The organism is Shinella sp. M31 (assembly GCF_049199205.1).
GTDB lineage: Bacteria > Pseudomonadota > Alphaproteobacteria > Rhizobiales > Rhizobiaceae > Shinella.
In genome coordinates this window covers 14,468-33,519 of record NZ_JBLZPH010000071.1, presented here as the reverse complement: position 1 = coordinate 33,519, position 19,052 = coordinate 14,468, and the positions used below count along the sequence as shown (strand labels likewise).

21 protein-coding genes are annotated in these 19,052 nt (G+C 63.5%); 4 read left to right on the top strand and 17 right to left on the bottom strand.

Features of this window, described 5'->3' with window-relative positions; translation table 11 throughout:
- Positions 1-20: 20 nt before the first annotated feature.
- Positions 21-650, bottom strand: a complete 630-nt coding sequence (locus tag ACOZKU_RS10805) for a TetR/AcrR family transcriptional regulator (protein ID WP_314091603.1) — start codon at positions 648-650, stop codon at positions 21-23.
- A 146-nt stretch (positions 651-796) separates the two neighbouring features.
- Between ACOZKU_RS10805 and ACOZKU_RS10800 the strand changes: the two genes are divergently transcribed.
- Positions 797-2,833, top strand: a complete 2,037-nt coding sequence (locus tag ACOZKU_RS10800; protein ID WP_421578864.1) for an NAD(P)-binding protein — start codon at positions 797-799, stop codon at positions 2,831-2,833.
- A gap of 121 nt (positions 2,834-2,954) precedes the next feature.
- Positions 2,955-3,452 (top strand): DUF3597 domain-containing protein, encoded by a 498-nt coding sequence (locus tag ACOZKU_RS10795; protein WP_421578863.1) that lies wholly within the window; start codon positions 2,955-2,957, stop codon positions 3,450-3,452.
- Positions 3,453-3,511: 59 nt separating this feature from the next.
- Here ACOZKU_RS10795 and ACOZKU_RS10790 read toward each other — a convergent pair whose 3' ends face one another.
- Complete coding sequence (locus ACOZKU_RS10790) at positions 3,512-4,279, bottom strand: SDR family oxidoreductase (protein ID WP_421578862.1); 768 nt, start codon at positions 4,277-4,279, stop codon at positions 3,512-3,514.
- 105 nt (positions 4,280-4,384) lie between these two features.
- Between ACOZKU_RS10790 and ACOZKU_RS10785 the strand changes: the two genes are divergently transcribed.
- Together ACOZKU_RS10785 and ACOZKU_RS10780 are read left to right on the top strand one after the other, a co-directional pair.
- Positions 4,385-4,804: a winged helix-turn-helix transcriptional regulator gene (locus ACOZKU_RS10785; protein WP_421578861.1), complete on the top strand. Its 420-nt coding sequence runs from the start codon at positions 4,385-4,387 to the stop codon at positions 4,802-4,804.
- Between the two features lie 90 nt (positions 4,805-4,894).
- On the top strand, positions 4,895-5,389 hold the full coding sequence (locus ACOZKU_RS10780; protein ID WP_314091617.1) for a ferritin-like domain-containing protein: 495 nt from the start codon (positions 4,895-4,897) through the stop codon (positions 5,387-5,389).
- A gap of 278 nt (positions 5,390-5,667) precedes the next feature.
- Here ACOZKU_RS10780 and ACOZKU_RS10775 read toward each other — a convergent pair whose 3' ends face one another.
- The 15 genes from ACOZKU_RS10775 to ACOZKU_RS10705 all read right to left on the bottom strand — a co-directional run bounded on the left by ACOZKU_RS10775 (position 5,668) and on the right by ACOZKU_RS10705 (position 18,964).
- Positions 5,668-6,702, bottom strand: coding sequence for an ornithine cyclodeaminase family protein (locus ACOZKU_RS10775; protein ID WP_421578860.1), 1,035 nt, complete (start codon positions 6,700-6,702; stop codon positions 5,668-5,670).
- 372 nt (positions 6,703-7,074) lie between these two features.
- Positions 7,075-7,296 (bottom strand): hypothetical protein, encoded by a 222-nt coding sequence (locus ACOZKU_RS10770; RefSeq protein WP_314091623.1) that lies wholly within the window; start codon positions 7,294-7,296, stop codon positions 7,075-7,077.
- 45 nt (positions 7,297-7,341) lie between these two features.
- On the bottom strand, positions 7,342-8,016 hold the full coding sequence (locus ACOZKU_RS10765) for a spermidine synthase (RefSeq protein ID WP_421578859.1): 675 nt from the start codon (positions 8,014-8,016) through the stop codon (positions 7,342-7,344).
- Between the two features lie 89 nt (positions 8,017-8,105).
- Positions 8,106-8,873: a hypothetical protein gene (locus ACOZKU_RS10760; protein ID WP_421578858.1), complete on the bottom strand. Its 768-nt coding sequence runs from the start codon at positions 8,871-8,873 to the stop codon at positions 8,106-8,108.
- A 368-nt stretch (positions 8,874-9,241) separates the two neighbouring features.
- Positions 9,242-9,445 carry a cold-shock protein gene (locus ACOZKU_RS10755; protein ID WP_117369870.1) on the bottom strand — a complete coding sequence of 68 codons (204 nt, stop codon included), beginning with the start codon at positions 9,443-9,445 and terminating at the stop codon, positions 9,242-9,244.
- Between the two features lie 207 nt (positions 9,446-9,652).
- Positions 9,653-10,564, bottom strand: coding sequence for an ABC transporter permease (locus ACOZKU_RS10750; RefSeq protein WP_421578857.1), 912 nt, complete (start codon positions 10,562-10,564; stop codon positions 9,653-9,655).
- The gene (locus ACOZKU_RS10745) at positions 10,561-11,655 is read right to left on the bottom strand and encodes an ABC transporter permease (protein ID WP_421578856.1); all 1,095 of its coding nucleotides are present in this window, start codon (positions 11,653-11,655) and stop codon (positions 10,561-10,563) included. Before ACOZKU_RS10745 ends, ACOZKU_RS10750 begins: the two co-directional genes overlap by 4 nt.
- Positions 11,652-13,169: an ABC transporter ATP-binding protein gene (locus ACOZKU_RS10740; protein ID WP_421578855.1), complete on the bottom strand. Its 1,518-nt coding sequence runs from the start codon at positions 13,167-13,169 to the stop codon at positions 11,652-11,654. The genes ACOZKU_RS10745 and ACOZKU_RS10740 overlap by 4 nt, the downstream gene beginning before the upstream one ends.
- Positions 13,170-13,173: 4 nt before the next feature.
- Entirely contained in the window at positions 13,174-14,271 is a 1,098-nt protein-coding gene (locus ACOZKU_RS10735) for a BMP family ABC transporter substrate-binding protein (RefSeq protein ID WP_421578854.1), read from the bottom strand.
- Between the two features lie 23 nt (positions 14,272-14,294).
- A complete protein-coding gene (locus ACOZKU_RS10730) occupies positions 14,295-15,665 on the bottom strand; it encodes an amidohydrolase (protein WP_421578853.1) in 1,371 nt (456 codons plus the stop codon).
- Between the two features lies 1 nt (position 15,666).
- Positions 15,667-16,326, bottom strand: coding sequence for a glutathione S-transferase family protein (locus ACOZKU_RS10725; RefSeq protein ID WP_421578903.1), 660 nt, complete (start codon positions 16,324-16,326; stop codon positions 15,667-15,669).
- Positions 16,326-17,171 (bottom strand): aromatic ring-hydroxylating dioxygenase subunit alpha, encoded by an 846-nt coding sequence (locus ACOZKU_RS10720; protein WP_421578852.1) that lies wholly within the window; start codon positions 17,169-17,171, stop codon positions 16,326-16,328. Before ACOZKU_RS10720 ends, ACOZKU_RS10725 begins: the two co-directional genes overlap by 1 nt.
- The gene (locus ACOZKU_RS10715) at positions 17,171-17,809 is read right to left on the bottom strand and encodes a Rieske 2Fe-2S domain-containing protein (RefSeq protein ID WP_421578851.1); all 639 of its coding nucleotides are present in this window, start codon (positions 17,807-17,809) and stop codon (positions 17,171-17,173) included. The genes ACOZKU_RS10720 and ACOZKU_RS10715 overlap by 1 nt, the downstream gene beginning before the upstream one ends.
- Before the next feature lie 123 nt (positions 17,810-17,932).
- Positions 17,933-18,166 carry an acylphosphatase gene (locus ACOZKU_RS10710; RefSeq protein ID WP_421578902.1) on the bottom strand — a complete coding sequence of 78 codons (234 nt, stop codon included), beginning with the start codon at positions 18,164-18,166 and terminating at the stop codon, positions 17,933-17,935.
- A gap of 93 nt (positions 18,167-18,259) precedes the next feature.
- On the bottom strand, positions 18,260-18,964 hold the full coding sequence (locus ACOZKU_RS10705; RefSeq protein WP_314091656.1) for a GntR family transcriptional regulator: 705 nt from the start codon (positions 18,962-18,964) through the stop codon (positions 18,260-18,262).
- Between the last annotated feature and the right edge of the window lie 88 nt (positions 18,965-19,052).

Below are 19,052 nucleotides of genomic sequence, written 5' to 3'. Positions count from 1 at the left end.
GCAGCCGTTTCGCTTCAGGCTCAGTCGGGCCGGTAACCGTGGCGGGCGAAGAAACGGTCGAGCTCGTTCCGGCGCGGCGTCTGGCCGGTATAGATCGTGATATATTCCGGGATGCGCTTCATGCGCAGCGCGATGTCCTCCTGCGCCTGCATGGAGATGTAGCCGATCTGGACGAGGTAGGTCGTCCGCGCGCGGACGTCGGCGGCCGTCTCGTCATAGCCGAAGCGCATGAACATGCGGATCAGAGCCTCCAGCCGCGTCTGGTCGGCCCGCCGCACCTCCTGGAGAATGTCTTCCGATTGCAGCGCCCAGCTGCGAACGGCAAATTCGAAAGGGGAATCGAACAGATCCTTGTCCAGCCAGCAGTCGAAGACGTTCAGCATGGCTTCGGGCAGGGATTCCGCATAGGCTTCGGACCGCTTCACCATATTGCCGGTGTTCTTCTCCCGCCACCGCGCGATCAACGCATTCAGCAGCTCCTCCCGGTCCTTGAAGAACCAGTAGAAGCTGGTGCGGGAGAGGTTCAGTCGTTTGGCGAGCGGCAGGATCTTTACCGAATCCACGCCGGATTCGAGCAGGGCCTCATAGGCAGCCTCCAGCCATCCCTCCTGGGAGCCGCGCCAGCCGCTGTCGATCGTTGCCTGTTCCATACAACCTCCTAACAAAGACGGTCTGGCTTGGCAAGTAAATGTACATATATGTCAATTTTAAAGATGGCAATGTTTTCGCAGTTGACATGAGTGTACATTCCCACCTAGCTTTGCCGCGAAACCCGTCAAACCCGGAGCCTTGGCGCATGTCGAACGACCCCCTGCTGCAGCCCTATCAGCTCAAACACCTGACACTGCGCAACCGCATCATCGTCACCTCGCACGAGCCGGCTTACCCGGAGGACGGCATGCCGAAGGGCCGCTACCGCGCCTATACGGTGGAGCGCGCGCGGGGCGGAGTGGCGATGACGATGACGGCGGGCTCCGCGGCCGTCTCGAAGGACAGCCCGCCGGTCTTCAACAACCTGCTCGCCTACAAGGACGAGATTGTCCCGTGGATCCGCGAGATGACCGACGCCGTGCACGAAGAGGGCGCGGCGATCATGATCCAGCTCACCCATCTCGGCCGCCGTACCCGCTGGGACAAGGGCGACTGGTTGCCCGTCGTCGCTCCCTCGCACCATCGCGAAGCCGCGCATCGCGCCTTCCCAAAGAAGCTGGAAGACTGGGATATCGAGCGCATCATCAAGGATTTTGCCGATGCGGCCGAGCGCATGAAGGCCGGCGGCATGGATGGCGTCGAGCTGGAAGCCTACGGCCATCTCATCGACCAGTTCACCTCGCCGCTGACCAATGAGCTCGACGGCCCCTATGGCGGCTCGCTCGACAACCGCCTGCGCTTCTGTTTCGACGTGTTCAAGGCGATGCGCGAGCGCGTGGGCAACGACTTCATCCTCGGCGTGCGCTACACGGCAGACGAATGTCTGCCCGGCGGGACCGGAAAGGCCGAAGGCCTGGAAATCTCCCGTCGTCTCAAGGAAAGCGGCCTGATCGACTACCTCAATGTCATCCGCGGCCATATCGACACGGATCCCGGCCTGACCGATGTCATTCCGATCCAGGGCATGGCGAGCGCGCCGCATCTGGACTTTGCCGGCGATGTGCGGGCGGCGACCAAGTTCCCGACCTTCCATGCGGCGAAGATCCAGGATGTCGCCACCGCGCGTCATGCGATCGCGTCCGGTAAGGTCGACATGATCGGCATGACCCGCGCCCACATGACCGACCCGCATATCCTGCGCAAGATCATCGAGAAGCGCGAGGACGACATCCGCCCCTGTGTCGGGGCGAACTACTGTCTCGATCGCATCTACCAGGGCGGCCTGGCTTTCTGCATCCATAATGCGGCGACCGGCCGCGAGGAGACCATGCCGCACAGCATCCCGAAGGCGGATGTGCGCCGGAAGATCGTCGTTGTCGGCGCCGGCCCTGCCGGCCTGGAGGCGGCGCGCGTCTCCGCAGAGCGCGGGCATGCCGTCGTCGTCTTCGAAGCAGCGAACAATCCGGGCGGCCAGATCCGGCTGACGGCGCAGAGCGAGCGTCGCCGCGAAATGATCGGCATCGTCGACTGGCGCATGAGCCAGTGCGAGAAGCTGGGCGTCACGTTCCACTTCAACACCTGGGCGGATGCCGGTGCGATCACGGCGCAAAACCCCGATGTCGTGATCATCGCGACGGGTGGCTTGCCGCATACCGATGTGCTGACCAAGGGCAACGAGCTGGTGGTGTCGTCCTGGGATATCATCTCGGGTGACGTGAAGCCGGGCACCAATGTGCTCATCTATGACGATGCCGGCGACCATGCCGGCCTGCAGGCCGCCGAGTTCATCGCCAAGGCGGGCGGCAAGGTCGAGATCATGACGCCGGACCGCGCCTTCGCGCCCGAGGTCATGGCCATGAACCTCGTGCCCTACATGCGCTCGCTGCAGAAGCTCGACACGACCTTCACCGTCACCTATCGCCTGGAGGCGGCGGAAAAGAGCGGCAACCAGCTCATCGCCCATGTCGGCAGCGATTATGGCGGCGTTTCTAAGCAGCGCATCGTCGACCAGATCGTCGTCAACCACGGCACCATCCCGCTCGACGATCTCTATTTCGAGCTGAAGCCGGGGTCGAAGAACCTCGGCGAGGTGTCCTATGACGAGCTGCTCGACGGTGCGCCGCAGACCGTCGCTCGCAATCCCGACGGCGCCTACCAGCTCTTCCGCATCGGCGACGCCGTCGCCGCCCGCAACACGCATGCGGCGATCTACGACGCGCTGCGCCTTGCCAAGGATCTCTGACGGTGGCTTGAATCAGTGAGCGCGGTTTTGCGCGGATGGCGCTCGGGGCTGGTGTCCCGTGTATTGAAACGCGGGGGCAAGGCGCTATCCTTTCGACGTCATGACCCAAAGGAGACGATCAATGAGCATTTTCAGCCGCATCAAGGAGAAACTTTTTGGACATCCGGCCGCAGCGCCGGATCACGCCGTAACCGCTGGTGCGGAAAAGCCCGCCACCGCAGATATGGCCGCGACCCCCACCCTCGGCGGCCAAACGGACCAGGGCAAGGCGGAAAAGGTCGCGACACCGGCGCTCGGTGATGATGTCACCGCGACGCTTTCGGGGGCTCATTCCGACCCTGCGACCTCGGGAAATGCCGGTTCTGTCGATGTCGCGGCCGTCATGGATGCCGCCGTGAAGAAGAACGGTCAGAAACTCGACTGGCGGCACTCCATTGTCGACATGATGAAGGCGCTCGATCTGGATTCCAGCCTCTCGGCACGCAAGGAACTGGCCGATGAACTGGGGTTCAAAGGCGACAAGAACGATTCCGCAACGATGAATGTGTGGTTGCACAAGGCGCTGATGAAGGCCCTGGCCGATAATGGCGGCAAGGTGCCGGCCGAACTGCTCGATTGAGGCAAGCATGAAGGCGCCCGGATATCGGGCGCCTTGATCCCCGGGCGTGAGCCCTTGCTTCACGTGTCCGCACGGGCCTTGCGGGCAAAGTCGTTGAGCGCTGCGACAGTGGCGTCGAAGCGTTGTTCCGCCTCGGCGTTTCGCAGGAAGCCGACGCGTTGCACAAGAATTTCCGGCGGCGTGGGCTGCTGCTGGAAAAGTGCCATGACCTCATCGATGAAGTCCCGGAGCGGAAGATATCCCTCGCGTGTCGATTGGCCCGGTGTGAGTTCGGTCTGAACGGCCGGTGGCACCAGTTCGATCACTTCTATCCTGCCTTTCAGGACCTCGCGAAGCGAGACTGTGTAGCTGTGAATGGCGGCCTTCGTGGCGGAGTAGGTCGGCGTCGCCGTCAAAGGCACGAAGGCGAGACCTGAGCTGACATTGACGATCGCGGCATCGGATTGCGTGCTCAGATGGTCGATGAGCGCATTGGTCAGGCGGATCGGGCCGAGCAGGTTGGTGGTGATCGTCGTTTCCGCGTCCGCGAGATCACGCGATGCTTCCAGCGCCTCCATGCGCATGATGCCGGCATTGTTGATCAGTACGTTCAGGCTGGGAAAATCGGCGATGACCGTCTTGGCAAATGCCGAAATGCTTTCCGCACTGTCGATGTCGAGCGGAAGGGCGTGGATGTTCGGACGATCTCCGATAGCCTGCTGCAACGTCTCAAGCCGCCGTCCGGCGATGATGACGGTGTTGCCGAGATCGTGGAACCGATGGGCGAGTGCCTCGCCGATGCCCGAGCCGCCCCCGGTGATGAGAATGGTGTTGTTGCTTGCCTGCATGGATGTAAACCTCGTTGCTGTTGTTCTTCAGAAAATTAGGGGTCATACTCTCCATTCCAAAGTAGGCACCGAAAAGAGTTGTACGCACCAAAAGGAGAGTGTCTGATGCGCCGGGCAATCGCAGATCCTGAAATGGAAGAACAGCTGCGCGGTTCCGTTCCCGAGCATGTCGATCCGGAAATCGAGGCGCTCGTCGAGGACATCATCGGTAAGGTCGCCGACAAATGGACGATGCTCATCCTGGAGGCGTTGCAGGAACGGGGAACGTTGCGCTTTACCCAGCTCGGAAAGGCCGTCGGCGGCATCAGCCAGAAAATGCTGACCCAGACGGTGCGGCGCATGGAGGAGGACGGCCTTGTTCATCGCACTGTGCATCCCGTCATCCCGCCGCATGTCGACTACACGCTGACGCCGCTCGGCGAAAGCTTGAGCCAGGCGTTTTGCGGCGTCTGGATTTGGGCGGAGAAGCACCATGACGCGATCAAGCAAGCCCGCCAGACCTTCGCCAGAAACAGGAAAGGCTAGCCCTGCGCATGCAAGACAATTCTCGCGGTCGCGGAACGATTACGCTCCTCGTTGATTTCTCCGGCGCATTCATGCGGAAGGAGAAACACCATGAAATCGCTATCCGATATTTTCGAGCATACGCTGCAGGACGTCTACTACGCTGAAAACGCCATCACCAAGGCGCTGCCGAAGGTCGCCAAGGCGGCCAAGAGCCCTGAGTTGAAGAAGGCGGCGGAAGAGCATCTTGCCGAAACCAAAGAGCAGATCACCAAGCTGGAGCAGGTGTTCAAGTCCATCGGCAAGAAGGCCTCCGGCGAAAAATGCGACGCCATCGAGGGACTGATCAAGGAAGCCGATGGCTTGATGAAGGAAGCCGAGGGGACGGCGCTGGATGCCGGGCTTCTGGCTGCGTGCCAGGCTGTCGAGCATTATGAAATCGCCCGTTATGGTTCCCTGCGCGAATGGGCGAAGGATCTCGGCCATGATGAGGCGCACAAGCTTCTCAGCGAAATCCTCGACCAGGAGAAGGCGACGAACAACAAGCTGACGAACCTTGCTGTGACCGCGATCAATAAAACGGTCGCCAAGGCAAAGGCTGCCTGACAACGGGCGGGGCGACGCCGCGCCCCATGTTCCAAAAGTGAGAGATGTGTGGTGACATCGGATCTTCGGCTCGTCGATCCGGCATCACCACACTTCTGGAGCCTCTCTTCACGCTGGTCGAGGAATGCGGGATGCAGAAGACGATTGCGACCGCGCCGTAGTCATAAGGCATATTGCTGCGCGATGCCGACCGTCGCGCGGTCGATCCGCAAGGCGAATCCTACCCCCCAAGCAGTCCCGCTCTTCTCCAGAGCGTGGTTTTTCGTGCCGTTACGGCCTCAGGCTGTGAGGTCGATTTCCCGGCCGATGCCCTTCGCGCGGGCGCTGGCGACGATCAGGTTGCCGATCGCGAGATCCTGAATGGCGAGACCCACGGAATTGAACAGGGTGATGTCCTCCGCAGACGTTCGGCCCGTGGCGGCGCCGGTGATCACGTCGCCGATTTCGGTGGAGGCCTGTTCTGCGGTGATGGCACCGTCTGCAATGGCCAAAAGCAAGTCGCCTGAATCGTGCATGGCTATGGGCAGGCTGTCGAGGAAGACCTGAGCCCGCGCCATGCCGGCGGAGTCGATTTCGCGATGGTCCGGACGCGGCGGTGCACCGACGGCGTTGATATGCTGGCCAGGTTTGAACCAGGCGCCCTTTACATGCGGTTCGCGGGAGGGTGTCAGCGTGCAGACGATATCGGCTGCCGCGAAGACGTCTTCCGGCGCAGCGGCGCCTTCCAGCGCGAGGTCGGGGAAATCGCAGCCGACCCGTTCGATGAAGCGGGCGACGGTGGCCTGCGAGCGCGACCATACCACGACCCGTTCGATTGCACGGACTTCGCGGATGGCGTGCACATGCTCGACGGCGAGATCGCCGGCGCCGATCAGGCCGAGAACGCGGCTATCGGCGCGGGAGAGGTGGCGTGTCGCGACGGCGCTGGCGGCGGCCGTGCGGATACGAGTGGGAATCTGGCCGTGGAAGATTGCCACCGGTGCGCCGGTATCCTGCGAAACCAGCAGGGCCACCGACCGCTGCATCGGCAGGCTCCGCGCGGTATTGTCGGGAATGTCGGCAAGCAGCTTGACGATGGCAAGGCCCTGACGATCGGCAAGTGCGGGCATTGCCAGGAAGGCGCCGCTGCCGGAAGGCAGCTTCATCGCAACTGCCGCCGGCTGTGCGGCCGTGCCGCCGGACATGTCTGCGTGGGCCTCTTCCACGGCTTCGATCACCTCGGCCATGGTCACCAGCCCCTCGATTTCGGACCGGGACAGCACGAGGGTCGTGCGCGGGGAGAGGTGGCTGTCGGTCCTGCTGTCGACGTTCATCGGCATTCTCGCTGACTTCGGGTGACGTTGAAGTCTGTCATCCGGAAGAACCATATGTGCTTCTCGCTTCATCATGCTATGACTATATTGTATACAATGTCAATAAACATTGACTGATGTAAATTGTCAGGATTCGCTCGCTACCGTTCATCGAAAATCTGAAGATGCGCTTTGCGATGCTTCCAGGAGTGCCGGCAGGCCCTGCCGGGCAGCTATCGCCGTGGGATCCTTAAAGTCGATGCGTAAAACAGAACGCCCAGTCGGCGGCGCATCCGAAAATCAAAAGTCTGCTTTCGAGGTGCTTCGTTCGATAAAATAGTATGCAAAACTGTATCCCGTTCTGTCGCGGGGAAAGTCATGGCAAGGAGGCGACTATTCCGGCGAAACCAGTCCGTCGAAAACCTCGACAAGCGCGGTGACGATGGCCTGGCCCAATGCATTCGCCGTATCGGCGATTTGCGCATCGTCGCCGTCGCGGGCGGCAAGCGCCAGGTTTCCACCTTCCTCCGCGACGATTGCCTTGGCGCGCTCAATGGCCCATTGGGCGAAATCGCTGCGGCTGGATATCGTCATCACTTCCGATTGCTCATCCATTCGGTTTCTTCCGGGTTCGAGCCTGACAATCATAACGCAGGGCGTTTATCGTTTGGTCGCCATCCATATGACATGGCGGGCGCCGCTGTTCTTGGTGCTGGCGCGCACGCGCACCTCGTCGGTGGCAAAACCCGCTTCGCCCAATCGGCGGGTAAAGGCGCTGTCGGGTGCCGACGACCACACGGCGAGCACGCCGTTCGGACGCAGGGCGGCCTTGGCGGCGCGTAGGCCCTTTTGGCTGTAGAGGCCGTCATTGGAGGCGCGCGTCAGCCCATCGGGGCCGTTGTCGACATCCAGCAAAATGGCGTCAAAGGCGCCCGTCTTCGTGCGAATGAGGGCGCCGACATCGCCGACATGGATATCGACACGGGGATCGTCGAGTGTGCCGGCATGCAGGTCCGCCATCGGTCCGCGCGCCCATTCGACGACGGCCGGCACCAGTTCGGCGACGACGACCGACGTATCTTGCGGCAACGCGCCGAGAGCCGCCCGCAAGGTGAAGCCCATACCGAGACCGCCGATCAGCATGCGGGCGTTCTTCCGGCCGGCAATGCGCTCGCAGCTCAGCGTCGCCAAGGCTTCTTCCGAACCGCTCAGCCTGCTGTTCATAAGCTCCGTGGAGCCGAGCATGATGGAAAATTCGCTGCCGCGCTGCTTCAGGCGCAGCTCACCGCCATCACCGGGAATGGTTGCACGATCAAGCTGGATCCAGGGAAGCATCGGAGTATCTCACGGCCTTGTTCGGGCGCGTCGTAGCATGGCGGCGGGACCGAGGATATCCCATTGTCGGCGAACGCGGAACGCCGAACCTACTCGGGTCGCTTCAGCCCCTCCGGAGCACGATAAGCGGAGGCTTCATAGTGTAGCCGGTAGCTGTTGCTGCTTTCCGTCCCGGTATCGGTGCACGTGCCATCCTTGTCCGGTTTGCTGATGGTCGTCGTGTTGGTCTCGTCGACCACGATATCGGCGATGGCATTCCCGGCGGAGGGCACCATGGAGAGAGTGCGCTCGGTGGTGTGGAACTCGCCGGCACAGTTCGTATCCCATTCCCCCTGGTTGCTTGAGACGATGAGGCTGTCCAGTACGGGCGCGAGGCGCTCCTTGTCGTCGATCCGGAAGAGCCAGAGCGTCGTTTCGCCGAAGGGATTTGGGCGTGAGCTGCCCCGCAGCGACACGCGCAGCCCGAAGGCCATATTGCCGGGGGCCAGGCGATAGCGCGCCGTATCGAATGCGATGCTGGAAATGTACAGGGCATCATCGTTCATGAGATGCGGCAGGCGCAATCGTTGCCTGACCGCGGAATCGCTGCTGTTGACGACGAGCAGTTCGAGATCGCCCTCGTTGCTGTCATCGGATTGACGTGTCATCAGCGGCACGGCTACCAGCGTGAGTTCGGGCCGAGCCGGCCAGACCCGGCAGACGACGGCATGCGGGTCGTCGTCGGCGCTCGCGGAGACCTTGATGGTCGCACCATCGACCTCGAAACCTTGGTCGGGGATTTCTTGCGCTGCCGGATAGGCATTTTTGACGATAGCGGCGCCCTGGGAACCGCAGTCGTCTTGCGCAGCCAGCGCCATCGGTGTGTCAAAGCCGAGAGCGAGGACGCTCAGGACCGTCCATACGAATGGTCGAGCGAAAAGCGGCAAACACTGCCCCCTGCTGTGCATACTCATCTCCCCGCGATGGTCGATCATGTAACGGAACATACAGACGATTTGCTGGCCCCACAAACGGCGCGCAGAATTGGATCGCTGCCTGGAGCCGAAACGCATGGTGGAAAGGGGGTTGTTTACATGCCGTGGACATCGGCAAGAGAGGGAATGTCGCACTGACATTCCGGAGCGTCGAATCGCTCATGGTTGACGGCGGCTATTGCCCTGTCTGGCCGGCGCCCTGTGGACGCGCGGTGGAAAGGGGACGGCGAGCCGTCCCCCCAAAGTCACGCTTAAACCAAGCGAACGTTTTCGGCCTTCGACTTGCCGGTCTTGCGGTCCTGGCCGATGTCGTAGCTGACCTTCGTGCCGTCGCGGAGCGAATCGCCTGCCTGCACTGCGGATACATGGACAAAAACGTCTGCCCCGCCATTGTCGGGAGTGATGAAGCCGAAGCCCTTATCCTGGTTGAAAAACTTTACGGTGCCGGTTGCCATGTTATCCTCGTGATCTCAGTGCCGTTGTGGCCACTGCTGTAGCTTAAGCATCGTCCTGCGCCCCTGCAACCGCTTATTCGCGTTGTGTTGGCAAGGCCGAGAACAATCCTATGGATTATAGTCTTACGCGTGATGCAAATCCATTCAAGCCCGTCGGCGGCCTATCAGTGGCCCTAAATGGAATATTGTTCGCCAGCAGCATGAAAATCACCGTTCGAAGGGTTCTCCAAGCGAAGCCACGCCGTTGAGCTTGAGCAGGCGGCGGTCGGCGGAGATGATGCCGAGCACGATGATGGTGACGATATAGGGCAGGCTCGACAGGAGCTGCGAGGGCAGATCGAGGCCGGTCGTCTGGGCGGCAAGGCTCATCAGCGAGACCGCGCCGAACAGGCAGGCGCCGAGGAAGACGCGGCCCGTCAGCCAGGTTCCGAAGACGACAAGGGCGATCGCAATCCAGCCGCGGCCGGCGATCATGCCGTCGGCCCAGAGCGGCGTATAGACCACCGAGGCATAGGCGCCGGCAAAACCGGCCATCATGCCGCCGAAGGCGACGGCGGCGACGCGCACGGCGATGACCGGATAACCGATGGCATGCGCGGCCTTCGGATTTTCACCGACGGCGCGAATGACGAGGCCCGTCTTGGTGAAGGCGAAGGTCGCCCAGATGCCGAGCGTCGCCAGAAGCGACAGCCAAACGGCGAGGTCCTGCACGAAGAGGCCGCCGATGACGGGCAGGTCGGAAAGGCCTGGAATACCGAACTTCGGGAGCCCTTTCACCGTCAGGCTCTCGTAGCTCTTGCCGAAAAGGGCCGACAGGCCTTGGCCGAGGATACCGATGGCAAGTCCCGTCGCGACTTGGTTGGCGCGGAAGCCGAGCGCGATAAGGGCGAAGACGAGCGAGAGCAGCGCGCCGCAGATCCCGGCGGCGACGAAAGCGATGAAATGCCCGCCGCCGTGATAGACGATGATGAAGGCGATGGCCGCGCCGAAGGCCATCAGCCCCTCGACGCCGAGATTGAGCACGCCGGCGCGCTCGACGACCAGTTCGCCGAGGGCTGCGAGCAGGAAGGGCGTTGCCGCCGCCAGCATGCCGGCGAGGATGAATTCGACGGCGTTCATGACGGGCTCCGCGCGGTGACATGCGGCCATTCGAGGCGATAGCGCACGAAGGCGACGGCGACGAGATAGGCGAGCAGCAGGCTGCCCTGGAAGACGCGCACGGCGGCGATCGGCAGGTTTGCCGAGACCATGGCATTGTCGCCGCCGATCGAGATCGCCGCCATGACAAGCGAGGAGACGACGATGCCTATGGGGTGCAGGCCGCCGAGATAGGCGACGATGATCGCGGAATAGCCGTAGCCGGTGGAGATCGAACGCTGAAGCTGGCCGAGGGGGCCTGCGACCTCCGCCGCGCCCGCAAGGCCCGCGGCGAAACCGCCGATCAGCAGCGACAGCCAGATCGCTCCGCCTTCGCTGAAGCCGGCATAGCCGGCCGCGCGCGGCGCAAGGCCGCCGACCTGCAGCTTGTAGCCCATGAAGCTTCTCTGCATGAAGACCCAGGCGGCGAGCGAGAGTGCGAGCGCGATCAGAAGCGAGACGTTGACGCGCGTGCCGGCAAACAGCGTCGGCACCATGGCGTCGTACTGGAACATCACGGATTGCGGGAAATTGAAGCCGTTCGGATCCTTCCAGGGGCCGAGCAGCAGGTAATAGAGCACTTGCGCAGCCACCAGGCTCAGCATCAGCGAGACGAGGATTTCGTTGGCGTTGAGCCGCACGCGCCAGAAGGCGGTGATGCCGGCCCAGAGCGCGCCGCCGATGGCGCCGATCAGCAGCATGGCGGGCCAGATCCAGCCGCCCGTCGCCTGCGGAAACCAGATCGGGATGGCGGAAGCGAAGATCGCGCCGAGGATGAACTGCCCTTCCGCGCCGATGTTGAACACCTTGGCGCGGAAGCCGATGGCGAGACCCTGGGCGATGAGGAGCAGCGGCCCGGTCTTCAACAGCACCTCGGAAAACGACGACCACGAGATGAAGGGTTCCAGCAGCATGGCATGCACGACGGCCGCGGGATCGCGGCCCATCAGCACATAGAGCGCGAGATTGAGCAGGATCGCGGCGGCGAGCGCCAGCGGCGGCGCAAGCAGCATCGCCTTGCGCGAGGCGCGTTCGCGGCGCACGAGATTGGGCAGAAAATGCGTCATGCTCATGCGTCGGCCTTTTCCGGCTTTGCGCCCATCATGTAGCGGCCGATCTCTTCCGGCCTGGTGTCGCGCGTCACCAGCGGCGGGCTGAGGCGGCCGTGATAGAGCACCTGGATCGTGTCGGCGAGTTCGAACAGTTCTTCCAGCTCTTCCGATATGACGAGGATCGCCATGCCGGCATTGCGCAGCGCGATCAGCCGGCGGCGGATGGCGAAGGCGGCACCGATATCGACGCCCCAGGTCGGCTGGGCGACGAAGAGCAGTTTCGGCGCCAGCATGATCTCGCGGCCGACGATGAATTTTTGCAGGTTGCCGCCGGAGAGTGCCCCGGCTTCCGCCTGCGGGCCCGGCGTGCGCACGTCGTAGTCGCGGATGCAGGTTTCGGCAAAAGCAGTGGCCTGCGCCTGATCCACCAGGCCGTTTTTCAGGAGTTTCAGCGGATGGGCGGTGAGCAGCCCGTTCAGCACCAGCGACATTTCGGGCACCGCGCCGCGGCCGAGCCGGTCTTCCGGCACGAAGGCGAAGCCGCGCGCGCGGCGCGCCGCCGGACCGAGCTGGCCGACATCGGCGCCCATCATGAAGATACGATCCTTCTCATGGCGGGAGAGCCGTGCCTCGCCGGAGATCAAAGCTGCGAGCTCGCTCTGGCCGTTGCCGGAAACGCCGGCGATGCCGAGGATCTCGCCGGCACGCACCGTCAGATTGATATCGGCGAGCGGCACGGCGAAGGGATCGTCGGGCGTATGGTCGAGGCCGATGATCTCGAGCTGCTTGTCGCCGCCGCTCCGGGGCTCGGCCGGCATCGGCTCGGTCATGTCGCGGCCGATCATCATGCGGGCGAGATCATGCGCATCGTGCTCGCGCGGATCGACATTGCCGGTCACGCGGCCGGCGCGCAGGATCGTCGCGCGGTCGCAGATCGCCCGGATTTCTTCGAGTTTGTGCGAGATGAAGAGAATGGAAACGCCGCCGTCGCGCAGGCGCCGCAGCGTGTCGAAGAGCTTTTCCACCAGCTGCGGCGGCAGGACCGAGGTCGGCTCGTCGAGGATCAGAAGCTTCGGATTGGTCATCAGGCAGCGGATGATCTCCACCCGCTGGCGCTCGCCGACGGAGAGTGCGTGCACATGGGCCAGCGGATCGACCTCCAGGCCGAAATCGCGGCCGAGCGTGCGGATGCGCTTGGTCAGCTCGGCCTTCTTGCCCGGCACGACGAGGCGGATGTTTTCCACCACCGTCAGCGTCTCGAACAGCGAAAAATGCTGGAAGACCATGCCGATGCCCTGCCGCCGCGCCTCGGCGGGGGAGGCGAGGGCGAGAGGCTCGCCCTGCCAGGTGGCTGTGCCGTCGTCCGGCTGTTCGACGCCGTAGATGAGTTTCATCAGCGTCGATTTGCCCGCCCCGTTCTCGCCGAGGATCGCATGGATCGACCGGTCGGCCACGTCAAGGTCGATACCCTGGTTGGCCTTGATCGGTCCGTAGCTCTTCGAGATGCCGCGCAGCGACAGGAGGGGCGGGGTCATGGACTTACTTCGGCAGCGGGGTGGCGACGCCCTTGACGTGCCAGTCCATCGCGATGATCTCGGGGTCGGTCATGACGGCGCCGGCCGCGACACCCTCGCTGCCGTCCGCCTTGGCGATCGGGCCGGCGAAGGGCGAGAAGCTGCCGTCGGCGATCTTGGCCTCGGTTTCCTTGATCTTCGTCATCGTGTCGGCCGGGATGGCGGGATTCCAGTCCGTGACCTGCACCACCTTGTCGGCCACGCCGAGGAAGGCATTGGCGCCCTTGAAGGTGCCGGCCAGATGCGCTTCGACCGAGGCCAGGAAGAACGGCGACCAGTCGGTCGCGACGCAGCCGAGATAGGTCTTCTCGGCGTATTTCTTCATCGAGGAATTCAGGTTGAAGGAATAGGCACCGGCATCTTCGCAGGCCGCCACAACCGACGGCGTATCCTGCGCATTGGAGAAGATCACGTCGCATTTCTGCGCGATCAGTGCCTTTGCCGCTTCCTGCTCTTTGGCCGGATCGAACCAGGAATTGACCCAGACGACGGAGACTTCGATATCCGGGTTCACGGCCTGGGCGCCGAGCGTGAAGGCGTTGATCGAGGTGATGAGTTCGGGAATGGCGAAGGCCGAGACGGAGCCGAGCTTGCCGGTCTTCGAGACGGCGGCGGCGGCCATGCCGAGCAGGTAGGTACCCTGGAAATACTTCGCGGCGAAGGGGGAGAAGTTCGGCGCGACCTGGAAGCCGGAGGCGTGCAGCACGGTGACGCCGGGGTCGCGGCGGGCGACCTGAAGCGCGCCGTTCTGGTAGCCGAAGGAGCCGGCGATCAGGAACTTGTTCCCGTCGGCTACCGTCTTGGTCATTATGCGGTCGGCATCCGGGCCTTCCATGATGTTTTCCAGCACCGTGACCTTCACCTTGTCGCCGTACTTGGCCTTCACCGGTTCCAGGCTGGCGGAAAGCGCGTGACCCCAGCCCACGTCGCCGATCGGCGAGGGCACGACGAGCGTGATGCCGAGCGGCTCGTCGGCGGCAAAGGCGAGGCGGCTGCCGAGCGCGCCGGCAAGGCCGGTGGCGGCCGCGGCCTTCATCAGGTTTCTGCGGGTCAGGTTGGTCATGATGGTTCCCTCTGGTTGGTTTTTTAGAATTCTACGGTGGCGAGTGCCGCTTCTGCGTCGGCGGCGAGCTTGGCCTCATCGAGGCCGGGGAATTCACCGTCCTGCCAGACAATGCGGCCATTGATCATCGTCATGTCCGTTGCCATGCCGATGCCGACGCGCGGGATGAGGCTTATGGGATCACGACGCGTGCCGACATAGTCCATGCGGCGCGTGTCGATGGCGAAGAGGTCGGCAGCCATGCCGGGTGCCAGCCGGCCGATATCCGGCCGGCCGAGCAGGCTCGCGCCGCCCGTTGTGCCATAGCCGAGGAAATCGGCCGGATCGGGCACGGGATGCTCGCGCGTCGAGGCGACGAGGCATTGCAGCATATAGGCCGAATGCAGGCAGTGCATCAGGTTGGAATTGTCGTTAGAGGCAGCGCCGTCGCAGCCGAGGCCGACGCGCAGGCCGAAGGCGGCCATGGCGGGAATGTCGGTGACCTCGGCGCCGACGAGATAGACCGGCTCCGGGCAATGGGAAACGCCGGTGCCTCTCGCCGCCATGGTCTTCAGCTCGTCATGCGTCAGTTCCCAGCAATGAGCGTAGAAGGCGTCCGGACCGGTGAAACCCAGCTCCTCCAGATAGTCGACAGTCCGCTTGCCATGACGTGCCGCGATGACCGGGCTTTCGCCCTCGCCGACATGGGTGTGCAGGAAGACGCCGCGGTCACGCGCCAGCGCCACGGATTCCACGAAGGTCTCGCGGTAGCAGTTGACCGGCTGGCAGGGCGCGACGACGACCTGGCGCATGCTGAAGGGTTTTGCGTCGTGATAGGTGTCGATCAAGCGGGCACAATCGGCGATGAACTCGTCCGTCGTCTCCAGCATGGCGTCGGGAATGGTCGATCCCTCGGATTTCGGCAGCGTGTTGCCGCCGCGGCCGGCGTGGAAGCGCATGCCCAAAAGGTTCGCCGCCTCGAATTGCCGGTCGATCAGCCGCTTTCCGGCATGGCGCGGGAAATTGTACTGGTGGTCGAAGGCGGTGGTGCAGCCGTGCTTGATCAGCTCGGCCATGGCCGTGACGGAGGAATGATAGAAGCATTCCTCGTTGAGCTGCGAGAAGATCGGATAGATGCGGTCCAGCCACTCGATGACGGACAGTTTCGTCCAGTCGAGATCGGCGCGGTTGCGCACGAAGCACTGGAAGAAATGGTGATGCGTGTTGACGAGGCCGGGATAGACGAACCAGCCGGTCGCGTCCTGTACCTGAACGCCCAGGCCGGCTGGCAGGTTCTCGCCGATGGCCTTGATGGCGGGTCCCTCGGTGAGGAGGTCGACATTGCGTCGGACCTTGGGGCCGCTGCCATCGTTGACGATCACGGCGGCGCAGTTCTTCAGGAGATGGCCGCTCATGTCACGCCTCGCCCGTTTCGAGCTGCGGCTCGGGCTTCAATTCGTGCAGCCGGTGGATGCCGGGCATTTCGATGAAGCCGGGGAGCGAGCGGAGCCGACGCGACCAGAGGCGGATTGCCGGATAGGGATCGAGCGGCACGCCGCCGTCGGGCGCAAGCGCCACATAGGGGAAGCAGGCGATATCGGCCACGGTCGGCCGGTCGGCCGCGAGAAATTTCCGTCCGCGCTCCGCCTGTTCGACGAGGCCGAGTTCTAGCTCGCGGAGGGCGGCGATGCCCGATGCCCGCAGGGCGCCGATATCGCCCGGCCGTAGCAGCATTTCGTGCAGACGCGCACCGCCGAGACTTGCCGTGAGCCGACCGGAGAAGGAGAGCCATTGCTGCACGCGGGCAGCTTCTTGCGCATCGCTGCCGGCAAGCCAGCCCGGTGCGGCTTTCGCCGCGAGATAGACGAGCATGGCCGAGGACTCGGTCAGGAGCACGTCGCCGTCTTCAAGGATGGGGATGGAGCCGGCCGGGTTGAGCGCCAGGAGTTCCGGGCCGCGATGTTCGAGGCCGGGATGGAAATCCACGGCGCGCAGGTCGAGCTTGGTGTCCGTCAGCGCCGCCATCAGGCGCACCTTGTAGCAGCTCGGCGAGAGAATGTAGTCGTAAAGCTTCATCATTGCGCCACCAGCTGCGCGCCATAGGTATAGTTGTGACGCTTCAGCCAGCGCCGGTAGGCGACGGAGGTCAGGTCCGCGCGCGTCGGCATTTCCATGCCCGGATCGAGCGGCAGGAGGCGCGGCACCTGGTTTTCCAGGATCGAGCGGTCCTGCAGGAAGATCGTCTGCTGGAAATGGATGAGATCGGTCATCGGCGTGTCGTCGTCGAACAGTGCCATCCATGGCCAGACATCGCAGAGATCTTCCGCGAGCGGCTGCACGAAAAGCGTGATGACGTCCCATTCGCTCGGCCGCGGCGGGCAGGTCTTGTAGAGTACGGTGGAGGTCGGCCCGGCCACGCGATACATATATTGCGTGGTGATGCCGCCGCTCGCCGATTTCGCGGCCTGCGGCTGGTAGAACTCGACCTGCGTGGCCCAGACCTCATCGACATCCTCGCGGATCTCGACCTTGTAGGCCTGCACTTCCGTATGCGGCTCGGCGCCGAGAATATCGGTGTGCACGAAGGGGAAATGGGCGATGTCCAAAAAATTCTCGACGGCGCGCAGCGGCGAGCAGCGCACGCGCACCACGCCGACATCCACGAAGCGGCGGCCTGGCTGGTCGGCCTCAGGAATGGCGAACAGTTCCTTCTTGGGATCGCCGAGCGAGGTCCAGACATGGCCGTAGCGCACGCGCACCGGCAGGCTACGACCGGCGCTATCGGTCACTTTGGCATCACCGTTTCCATCGCGTGCGACCATGATCGGTTCGCCCATCAGCATGGTCTTGCGGCCGGCCTCGTCGAGTTGGCCGAAAATGCCGACCGGGTACCATTCATCGAGCATGGGCCCCACGGCCATCAGGCAGCTCCCTTCTTCTGGATATCTTCGGCCCCGCGACGGAGCGCTTCGGCAGCGCGGACCGCCGCGATACGGTCGGCAGGGCCGGCATCGGCCGAGACCAGCACATGGATAAGGGTTTCGCCACCTCGGGTGGACGACAGCAGGAGGCGAATATCTCCGGCGTCCAGCAGCCCTTCGGCCGTCGTCTTGGAGCCGGCGGCGGCCTCGACGGCGGCGATGTCGGCGAAGGCGGTGAGCGAGCGCAAGGGCACAAGGCCGGCGAGGCCCGGCGGCGCGGCAGCGGGTTCGCCGACGGCGACCCAGACCACGCCATCGGCCTCCGTCACCGGGTGGGTGACGGTGCGGATCGCGTCAGGCGGCGTCAGTCCGGGATGGGCGGGGATGCGCAGACAGTTCCCGGCCTGCCCGTAGCTCCAGCCGTGATAGATGCAGGAGAGCGTCTCGCCGCGCACGAAGCCGTGCGAAAGGCTCATCCCGCGGTGCGGACATCGGTCCGCAGAGGCGGCGACACGGCCGGACTGGCTGCGCCAGAGAGCAAGTGCGCCGGCGGGAATGCGCGCCGGCAGCACGGTTGCAGCCGGAAGATCCGAAGAAAGGGCGACCGGAACCCAAGAGCCCGTCGGCTCCGCAGGCATGAGGATATTTTCCAAGTGACTTCAACCGCTTGATTTTGCAGAAGGCGAAAGATCCCTTCTACGTTTGCACAAACAGTTCCGCATTGGCAAGTTGATCAAATACCAGAATAACGGCTTTTGCGACTATCCACCGGCATTGCTGACGCGCCTGCGATCGATGGTTTCAACCCATACGTTAATCGGGCCGAGCAGGCAGCCAACCTCCATCATATCGATGAGCTCCGGCGCGCCGGCAAGGTCGACTTCGATGCGGTCTGGACCACTATGGACGATTTCCTGGGAAAGGCCGAGCTTGGCGGCATGGCGGCGGATCCACGGCAGGAAACTGTCCGCGTCAAGCGCACCGCGGATCGTCATGCGTTCTCTCAAGAGAATATCGGCTTCATCCGGCACAGAAGGCTCCAACGTCGTCTTTTGGGGCGGCGCGATGGCGCGACGAGAACATGCGGGTCAGAGCAGGCCTTCCGCAACGGCATAGTCCGAGAGCACGTCCTTCATGTCACGGTCGCTGTCGCGGGGGAGGAGGGCGCGAGTCGAGATCGCGTCGAGATGGTGCATCATCAGCTTGGAGGCGGCATCCGTCTCGCCGGCGATGAGATGGCCGAGAATTTCCTGATGCTCCGAGACGGCGCAATCCGACGAATGCGGCCGTCCGTAGAGTGCCAGGATGAGGGAGCTGCGGGCGACGGTCTCGTTCACATAGCGGATCAGGCTGGCATTCTCGGTCATCTGGGCGAGGATCGTGTGGAATTCGCCGGCAAGGCGGATCGACACGGCATGCTCAGGCTTGGCGGCCTCTTCCGCTGCGATATGCGCGGTCAGCGTTTCGATCTGCGCCTTTGTCAGCTTGCCGGAAAGCGATTCCACGACGAGGCGTTCAAGGGCCATGCGCGTGATGAAAAGGTTCAACCCTTCCTCCAGCGTCGGCCGCGCGACCGTCGCGCCCTTGTTGGGGGTGAGGTCTACCAGGCCTTCTTCGCTGAGGCGCACCAGGGCTTCGCGCACGAGCGTGCGGCTCACCCCGAGGCGTTCGCCGAGCAGGTCTTCCGGAAGCTTCGCGCCGGGAAGTAGCGCCTGATCGAGGATCGCGCGCTTCAGGGCGCGATGGACAGCCGGCGAGCGCCCCCGGCTGGAATTGGCTGCTTTCGGCGCCATGCGGCAATCTCCCGTCCCGAAAATACGCCCGCAAATTGCATGCGCAGGCCGGCTATGTCCATGGTGAATAAGCCGACCAAGCGTATGA